The organism is Planktothrix sp. FACHB-1355 (assembly GCF_014748295.1).
Taxonomy (GTDB): Bacteria; Cyanobacteriota; Cyanobacteriia; order Cyanobacteriales; family Aerosakkonemataceae; genus Aerosakkonema; species Aerosakkonema funiforme_A.
Genome location: NZ_JACJUP010000153.1, coordinates 1 through 9,076 on the forward strand (window position 1 = coordinate 1; position 9,076 = coordinate 9,076).

Consider the following 9,076-nt stretch of genomic DNA (forward strand, 5'->3'; position numbering starts at 1 on the left):
CTGTATATCCGACAAGACTTGCTACGATTTCAATTACTTTTATGTATTTGGAATTCAGTTTGCCCAGCCGATCGCAAATGTACCGCAGCAAGCGATCGCGTAATTTCTGGCGATCCTCTTGGCTTTGAGGCAACCAAGGCAATTCCACAAAGATTTGCAAACTGCCGTTGCGAGCCGCTTGGACGCGAACGTAAATGCCTTGGGGCACCAAAAGCGAGTTAATCCAGTAGGCGATCGCCTGGGTGTTGCCCAGTTGGGCTAGCTCAAAGATAGACACTCGATCTTGGTAATCTTGATAATTTGAATACACTGATTACTCCTCAAAACACCGTTGCCAACAATACCAGATTGCTGTCTAAACCGTAACTTTCGCGATCGATTGTGCCACATCAGCCGTAAAACTCAGCCAAAAACTCAAACCTCGATCTTTCCTCCCCTTGAAGGTAGGTGAATTTCTCAAGGATAATGGTTGCAAAACGTCTTCACTATATTCCGGTATCCCACTGTGACAGAATCTAAAACCTATAAAGATACCGTCAATCTGCCCAAGACCCAGTTTGATATGCGGGCGAACGCGATCGCACGGGAACCGCAGCTGCAAAAATTTTGGGCAGAACATAAGATTTACGAAAAACTGTCGCAAAACAATCCGGGCGATATTTTTGTTTTGCATGACGGGCCACCCTACGCCAACGGGTCGCTGCACATGGGTCACGCCCTGAATAAAATTCTCAAAGACATTATCAATAAGTATCAGCTGCTCGGCGGGCGCAAGGTGCGTTACGTTCCAGGTTGGGATTGTCACGGCTTACCGATCGAACTGAAAGTTTTGCAGGATATGAAAGCCGCCGAACGGCAAAACCTCACACCCTTGGAACTGCGCCGCAAAGCCAGAGACTTCGCCCTCAAAACAGTGGACGAACAGCGCGAAGGCTTCAAGCGCTTTGGCGTTTGGGGCGATTGGGATAATCCCTATTTAACCTTGAAACCGGAATACGAAGCCGCACAAATCGGTGTTTTCGGTCAGATGTTACTCAAAGGCTACATCTATCGCGGTCTCAAGCCGGTTCACTGGAGTCCGAGTTCTAAAACGGCTTTGGCAGAAGCGGAATTAGAATATCCGGAAGATAATCAAGGTCGCCCCACTCACACGTCGCGCAGCATCTATGCCGCTTTTCCGATGGTGAGTTTGGCTCCGCCATTAAAATCGGCGTTGGAGCAATATTTGCCGGAACTGGGAGTAGCAATCTGGACAACGACTCCCTGGACAATTCCGGGAAACTTGGCTGTCGCAGTTAACCCCAACCTCAGCTATGCAGTGGTGGAAGTTAGCCCAAACTCAGCCGGGGAAATACCAGGGAAGTTTAAATATCTGATCGTCGCCGCCGATTTGGTGGAGCGGTTATCGTCGATTCTGGGAGTCGAGTTAACTGTGAAGGCGACAGGTTCGGGTAAGTCGCTGGAAACTTCTACCTACCGTCACCCGCTATTCGATCGCGAAAGTCCGATCGTCATCGGTGGCGATTACGTTACCACGGATTCGGGTACGGGATTGGTACACACAGCTCCCGGTCACGGTCAAGAAGACTATCAAGTCGGTCGGCGTTACAATCTGCCAATCCTCGCGCCAGTTGACGATGATGGCAATTTCACAAAAGAAGCGGGAGATTTTGTCGGTTTAAACGTTTTGGGTGATGGTAATGCTGCTGTCATCAAAGCTTTGGCAGAAGTGGGTAGCTTGCTGAAGGAAGAACCCTACGTCCACAAGTATCCCTACGATTGGCGCACGAAAAAGCCGACGATCTTTCGCGCTACGGAACAGTGGTTTGCTTCTGTGGAAGGTTTCCGGGAAGAGGCGCTTAAAGCGATCGCATCTGTAAAATGGATTCCTGCCCAAGGAGAAAACCGCATCACGCCAATGGTGGCCGATCGCTCTGACTGGTGTATCTCCCGTCAGCGCAGTTGGGGTGTGCCAATTCCGGTTTTCTACGATGAAGAAACCGGGGAACCGCTGCTAACTGAAGAGACGATCGCTCACGTCCAACAGATTGTGGCCGAAAAAGGCTCCGATGCTTGGTGGGAACTCTCCGTACCAGAACTGCTGCCCCCACAATACCGCGAAAACGGTCGCACCTACCGCAAAGGCACCGATACGATGGATGTCTGGTTCGACTCCGGTTCGTCTTGGGCGGCGGTGGCGAAACAGCGACCGGAATTAATCTACCCAGTCGATATGTATCTGGAAGGGTCGGATCAGCACCGGGGTTGGTTCCAGTCCAGCTTATTGACAAGTGTAGCAAATAATGATATAGCACCATATAAAACGGTGTTGACCCACGGTTTTACCTTGGACGAACAAGGCCGCAAAATGAGTAAATCGCTGGGTAATGTCATCGATCCGAGGGTGGTAATTGAGGGCGGTAAAAATCAAAAAGAAGAGCCGCCTTATGGTGCTGATGTGTTGCGTTTGTGGGTGTCTTCGGTGGATTATTCTTCCGATGTTCCCATCAGTAAAAACATCCTCAAGCAGCTAGGAGATGTCAGAAACAAGATCCGCAATACGGCGCGTTTTTTGTTGGGTAATTTGCACGATTTTGACCCAGCAAAAGATGCGGTTCCTTACGATCGATTGCCGGATCTCGATCGCTATATGCTGCACCGGATGACGGAGGTGTTTGCAGAAATCACAGAAGCATTTGAAAGTTTCCAATTCTTTCGCTTTTTCCAAACGGTACAGAATTTCTGTGTTGTGGATTTATCCAACTTTTATTTGGATATGGCGAAAGATCGGCTTTATATCAGCGCACCCGATTCTTTCCGCCGACGCAGCTGTCAAACGGTACTAGCTATTGCTGTGGAGAATTTAGCACGAGCGATCGCACCTGTTCTGTGCCATATGGCAGAAGATATCTGGCAGTTTCTACCTTATCCGAAGCCTGCCGAATCTGTATTTGAATCCGGCTGGGTTAAATTAGACGAACGGTGGAAAAATCCCGAATTGGCTGCATTTTGGCAAGAATTGCGGCAGATGCGGGGTGATGTGAATAAGGTAATGGAACAAGCGCGGAAAGAGTCGGCGATCGGCTCTTCTCTGGAAGCAAAAGTGTTGCTCTACGTTGAAGATGCCGAGTTACGCCAACGCTTGCAGGATATGAATCCTACAGTTGAGTTACCAGCAGAAATCGCAGCAGCAGCAGAACTTGAAGAAGAAGATGACGACATCAATATTCCGATTCAGGTAACCACAAAAGAAACATACAGCGAACAATGGAACCAGTTTTCGGATCGTGTATCTGCTGTGGTGTCTGAATGGGTAGATAATCTGGGCGAAGTTTTGCAAGACAACCAAAAACTGCTGACAAGTCTCGGCTTAATTGTAGCGGTGGTAAGCTTGCTTTATGCGATCGCCTCTATGTTAAACGCCGTTAATCGCATCCCTGCACTGGAACCCTTCTTTACACTGGTGGGAGTTATATATTGCTTGCGTTTTGCGAGTCGCAATTTGTTCAAAGCAGCGGATCGGGAAGTTTTGTTCGATCGCATTCAATCTTTCAAAGATGAGGTAGTCGGTAGAACTACACCACGGGAAAAAGCGATCGTGCAAGCAGCAGATAGCATTACAGTAACAACAGAAACACTTGTCGAAACTTTGTCTGCAATATCTTCACAAGATAGCGATCTCGCCAATATCCAAAATAAGGGTGTGGACGAACTGCGTTACTTGTTTATTGCTTCTCAAGTAGAACTGCTAGACTCGCCAGATGCTTTGTCAGCAGTCGAGTACAAAGGACAGTTTGATGGTGTAACTGTGGGTATAGTCAAAGCAGAAGGAGAAAAGTGCGATCGCTGCTGGAACTACTCAGTTTATGTGGGTAAATCCGCACTGCATCCCCTCTTATGCGAACGCTGTATTCCCGCGCTACGCGGAGAGTTTTAACTGCGTTAAACACGATCGAGCTTAGTAGGTTGGGTTAAGGTAACGAAACCCAACCTATTGTTTTAAAGCCATCTGCTGTTTATAGAGATTGGCTGAGGCTTGCAATTTCTTGCTAGAGCGCCAGTCTAGTAGAATAAATTGATAAAAAAACGAGATATGTATTATGTAGGGGCGAAGTATTTGGGCGACAATCGATCGCGAGAAACAACAATTTTTATATCCAAATGCTTCGCCCTGCCGAGGTTTCTGTACACATACACACCTTATTTGTTTTGTCAACCTCTTTTACTGGACTGGCGCTCTAAGTTTTTCCTCCTGCATCAATCCTCATTCTCCCAAATCAAACTTGGCTGGGTTTTGCTTCACCGTAGTAATAACGCTGATCTTTTGTAAAAATTCTTGTGTTAATTGGGCAAAAGCTTTAGCACCAGAAGAGTTAGGATTGGATAGGATAACCGGCATAAAAGAATCGACAGCTTTCGAGACGCTGACATCAACTGGTATGCGAGTTTTGAAGAGTTTTGTGGCGCTGTAATCTTCATTGACTCGGCGCATCACTTGCTGGTAATACCTTCCCGTTAGCAGACTACCGGACATCGTAAAGACAATTCCCAGCAATTGAATATTCACCGGATCGTCTTTATGAATTTCTCTCTGTTGGGCAAGTCGTCTTTCCAGTAACTGAATACCGATCACGGATAATGGTTCTGGCTTGGCAGGTAATATATAAAAATCGCTAGCCAAAAGACCGCTACGAGTTAAGAGGTTATACCCAGGCGCACAATCGAGGATGATAAAGTCATAGTCTTTAATGACTGGACTTAAAATGTGTTGTACCAGTCTTCTTTCAAAGCGAATCCAAACTTGCTCGAAGTTATTTTGACCTCCATGAATTGCTTTTTCATAGAGCATTTCCGATACTAAAAATTCGTCATAAAGATCCAGATCACCCGGCAATAAATCCAGATCTTTAAGCGAACAAATATAAGGGCAAATTATATCCTGAATCGCTATCGATAATTTAATATCGGGTTTGATTGCCTTATTTACCAAATGTCTCAGCGTTCTTTTGTCTCTGCGGCGCTTAGAAAAGTCCTGTGGGGACATCAAGCTGAGAGTGGCACTGATTTGATTGTCCAAATCGACCACTAAAACCCGCTTACCGAAATCTTTTACTAAACTGGCGGCTAAGTTTACGGTGAGGGTCGTCTTACCGACGCCGCCTTTCATGTTGGCAGTTGAAATGATATATCCCATTCGTTCTGTCCTCTCAAGATGACGCCCTACATAGCAAGGTTGGTCTAGATATTCTGGCAATCTCAGCATGGATTGCTTAATTAAATTTAATATCTTTGGGCACGGGGCAAAAGGGCGTTAGCTACTGAAATCTTCCCACGGAGGTAGACGAATCATTTGACGATGCCTTTTGTCGCTAGAGAAGCCTAGCTTTGGGGCAATTCGATAATTGTAGCCAACAAGCTTTGCAATCGGTGTAGATGCGATCCCACTTGGTACAGTAGATCCCCTTTTCCCAGCAGGTAGGCAGCTGCTTTTCGATCGCCACCTAGCACAATAACTGAATCTGCCTCACTCGCGGTACGCAATGCAATCCTCCCCGGTAAATTAGAGCGGATGAGCGGGGTGACAACCTTAGCTTCTGGGCGTTGGGTAGCGACGATCAGGTGGATACCAGCTGCTCGCGCCATCGCGCCGAGACGTTTAATGCACAATTCTAGTGCATTGCGAATTTCTTTTTCCGCCATAAAATCAGCATATTCATCAAAAATGCAAACAATGCGGGGTAGCGGTTTACTTGCTTGCAGATTGTAATAACTGATATCCGGACACCCAGCCGCTTCAAACAGACGGTAACGTTCCTCCATTTCTGTAACTAACTCATTCATCAGGGAGATCGCACTTTCGCTATCTTTGACCACAGGAGAATATAGCCAGGGTATCCCTTCAAATTCCGGAAAAGTTACCCGTTTGGGATCGACAAGGGCAATTTTGAGGCGATCGGGTGCGTGTCGCAAAAGTAAACTGAGGAGAAGACTTCGCAAAAACTCGCTTTTCCCGCTACCAGTTGTCCCCCCCACCAAAAAGTGACAGGTATTCGGATCGGATAAATCTGCTTCTACCAATTCGCCATCAAGGTTTATACCAATAGCAATTTTTACAGGTGCTGTTGCGGGTAATCGCTGATGCTGGATGTAATCTTCGATTTTGGCAATTTGACGATCGGCTCGCGGTAAGTCTACACTGACATATCCCGCTTGCGGTGCAATCATCGGCGGGTAAGCTAACTCTAATTGCACCTGTAGATCGGCATATCTATTTAATATAGAAACAACTTTTACCCCAAGCTGAGGTTTGAGCTTAACGCGGATGAAAGCTGGGCCGATCGCTGCGCCTTGGTAATCAACGTTAATAGCAAAAGACTTGAGAGTTTCCACTAACTTTTGGGCGATCGCATCTGCGTCGGGAGTTGGTGCAGGTTGCTTTTTCGTCTCAGATACTTGAGAAGATATCCCATTTTCAGAAGAACTAGGTTGACTGCTTTCTACCGTAAAAAAACTCTGACACTTTTCTTGCTGAGGACAAATCTGACAAAGGTGCGCTTGGGGAGTTGGTGGCGGCGGATTGGGGTGAGGTGGTTTCCAACTCAACCATTCTCGCATTTGCTGTAATTTATGAGGAATAACCTGATGAACTGTATTTTCCAGTTGTTCCCAGGAATAACGATATTCTTTGAATTCTGGAAAAACGCAGTAAACCGCCGAATCAACTGGTACATTTTTCTTTTCTTTCAGCATATAGCTGTACAGAGAAACTTGTGCTAATTGTGCTGAAGGATCGACTGGTTCGTAAGTTTTGTACTCGACTACACAAAGGCGCTTGTTCTCAAAATCAAAAACTAAACTATCCAGTCTTCCAATTAACTTTTGCTGCGTTCCATCTGGTAAAATGAAATTATGTTCGAGACTGAATTCTCCTGTAACCAAAGTGCGAGAAATCACAGCATCCGCACGACAATAGCGGCGGTTTTTAATCAGTAATTCAGTCCAGTGACGGATGAGTTTGGTTAATCCCTGCCAAATTTGATGCAGCGCCGTCGCTTGGTTTGCATCTTGTTGTTGAATAGCTGTTTGCAGATAGGATGGATAGAATACTTGTATGTAAAATAACTGCTGGATTTGAGTAGCGATCGCATCCGCCTTCAATTTTTCTACTGGTGGATCGAACAAAGCTTGAAACTGCGGTTCGCGTTTAGCAGTACTGATAAATTCTTCGGCTAGTTTGTGGAATATAGTACCAATTCCTTTGGTGCGATCGTCCGGCAAAAACTGCGTATTTCCATTAAAATGTTGCTTCAAATAAAATAAACGCGGACATTCAAACGCAACTCTAACTTTGGTTACGCTAAAAGAAGTATTTTCGGATTTTTCAGATCGCGGCATTGATGCGCTCTCCTCTGAAGTGGTATAATTACGATTAGCTACTTTTAATAAACGCTGATGTACGTGAGCCAGATAAACTGTATCGTATTTAGCATATTTTAACTGTTTTTCAGTTAAAGGTCGCCGTCCCCAATCACTTGCTTGTTCCTCTGTATCGACATTGGTAAATTGACAAAGTTCTGCTGCTAAAGTTTTGAGTTTTAGGTTAGAAACAGAGAGGCGATCGCGTGTGATTTTCCTCGCCATCCTCAAAGTGCAAGTCACATTTTTTGCTTTGCTTCCCCCCAAAAATCTCAAATCGTAACTCGCGTTGTGAAAAACCTTTTCGATTTCGGCATTAATCATGATTTGCTTGACAAAATATGCTACCAAATCCGGCTTATCCAATACGTCTAGAATATAAGCGCGATCGGCATTCAGATTGTCAGTATCTGCCAACACCTGAATTAGAGATAATCTCGGATATGCGGTATTCCAGTCAGCTACTTCTGTATCTGCGAAAATGATTTTTGCAGATGCAAATTTGTTGATTATAGCTATTATTTCAGAAGCTTCATTGAGGTAAGGCATGAGATACTAAACTTGAGGTACAAAGCAAACCAAATGGTCTTTTGGCGGGTCTTTAGGATTGACAAGTTGGATTTTATTTTCCTTAATTAGCTGTTGAATCAATTGCTCAACTTGAGTTTGATTGACTTCGGAAAACTTCCTGACCGCATTTTCATTTAAAGTATTTTTACTTAAGTATCCTTGAGTTTTCACTACATTAAGTAAAAATTCTCTCACCTCCTTAAAATCCCCATTATCTGTTGGAATATCAGCTTTTCGCACAATGCCTAATCCCTGCAATAAAATACAATTATTCAAAATTTCTGCATTGCGAATTAGATCTTCTAATTCCTTCAAACTGACGGGTTTGCCTGCCACTACTAATTCATTGGCAAGTGCAGAATTAACCAAACTGTGATATGCAGCTAAGTAGTGAACAGAGGATAAAGTTGGCTTAATATGATGATGTTGAGAACCTGTGAAAATTTGTTTGTATATTTGGTATCCGGCAAGTTTTCCGTTCCCTACTGTAACACCACGAATCAGATGCAGATTTTCACAAGCATTTTGTTGAATCACTTTCTGGCAAGCATTCATAATATGAACAAAGCTAGTCATACTGGGATCTTCTGTCCAGACTATTCCTACCCTTTTTTGCTGATTAGGGTTTTCATAACTGAGGGAATGACCGCTGTACTTTCCACTTAATAGTTTAGGTTTAATTCCCTGAAATTGTAAGGCAGCTAAAGCTTCTGCCAACATCCGAATTAGTTCCGGTGCTGCTAAAAGGCTAATTTTGATAATTTTTATCTGAGCTTTTTTGTATTCATCCTGCCAGATTAATTTGAATGCTGCTAAAACCTTGTCATTTGGATCATTACCATTATTAGCATTATTACCCTCATCACGCTCATCATCTTTATCACTTGTAGCAATTATTGATTTTTTATATTTATCAAACAGATGCCCACCCAGAATTAGTGTATTCCTCGGATCGGTTTTACCACCGGGAAATTTGATTTCTAGTGCTTGGCGAGTTAAAGGAAAAATTGAGGAAGTAGGCTGAGGCTTAGCTTGAGAGTGAAGTAGCTTTAGCCGAAAAGCCCACAGTGCTTCTGCTTGATCTAGATTA

The 9,076-nt window shown here is 44.5% G+C and carries 3 protein-coding genes and 2 pseudogenes; 1 reads left to right on the forward strand and 4 read right to left on the reverse strand.

The features are described 5' to 3' along the window. Nucleotides 1-310, reverse strand: a pseudogene (locus H6S82_RS09595) (CapA family protein); the annotation flags it as partial. 195 nt (nt 311-505) lie between these two features. On the opposite strand from H6S82_RS09595, the gene ileS reads away from it, so the two are divergent. Continuing rightward, complete coding sequence (gene ileS, locus H6S82_RS09600) at nt 506-3,937, forward strand: isoleucine--tRNA ligase (protein WP_190474598.1); 3,432 nt, start codon at nt 506-508, stop codon at nt 3,935-3,937. Nucleotides 3,938-4,264: 327 nt separating this feature from the next. Here ileS and H6S82_RS09605 read toward each other — a convergent pair whose 3' ends face one another. The 3 genes and pseudogenes from H6S82_RS09605 to H6S82_RS09615 form a co-directional block, all read right to left on the reverse strand. Then, the gene (locus H6S82_RS09605; protein ID WP_347339478.1) at nt 4,265-5,263 is read right to left on the reverse strand and encodes a ParA family protein; all 999 of its coding nucleotides are present in this window, start codon (nt 5,261-5,263) and stop codon (nt 4,265-4,267) included. A 116-nt stretch (nt 5,264-5,379) separates the two neighbouring features. Next, nucleotides 5,380-7,965 carry a DNA translocase FtsK gene (locus H6S82_RS09610; protein ID WP_190474596.1) on the reverse strand — a complete coding sequence of 862 codons (2,586 nt, stop codon included), beginning with the start codon at nt 7,963-7,965 and terminating at the stop codon, nt 5,380-5,382. A gap of 6 nt (nt 7,966-7,971) precedes the next feature. Continuing rightward, nucleotides 7,972-9,076 (reverse strand): annotated as a pseudogene (locus H6S82_RS09615) (ATP-binding protein); the annotation flags it as partial.

Coding starts and splice junctions, on each gene's coding strand:
- H6S82_RS09605 (WP_347339478.1), bottom strand. CDS start 5,263: ATGCTGAGATTGCCAGAATATCTAGACCAACCTTGCTATGTAGGGCGT.
- H6S82_RS09610 (WP_190474596.1), bottom strand. CDS start 7,965: ATGCCTTACCTCAATGAAGCTTCTGAAATAATAGCTATAATCAACAAA.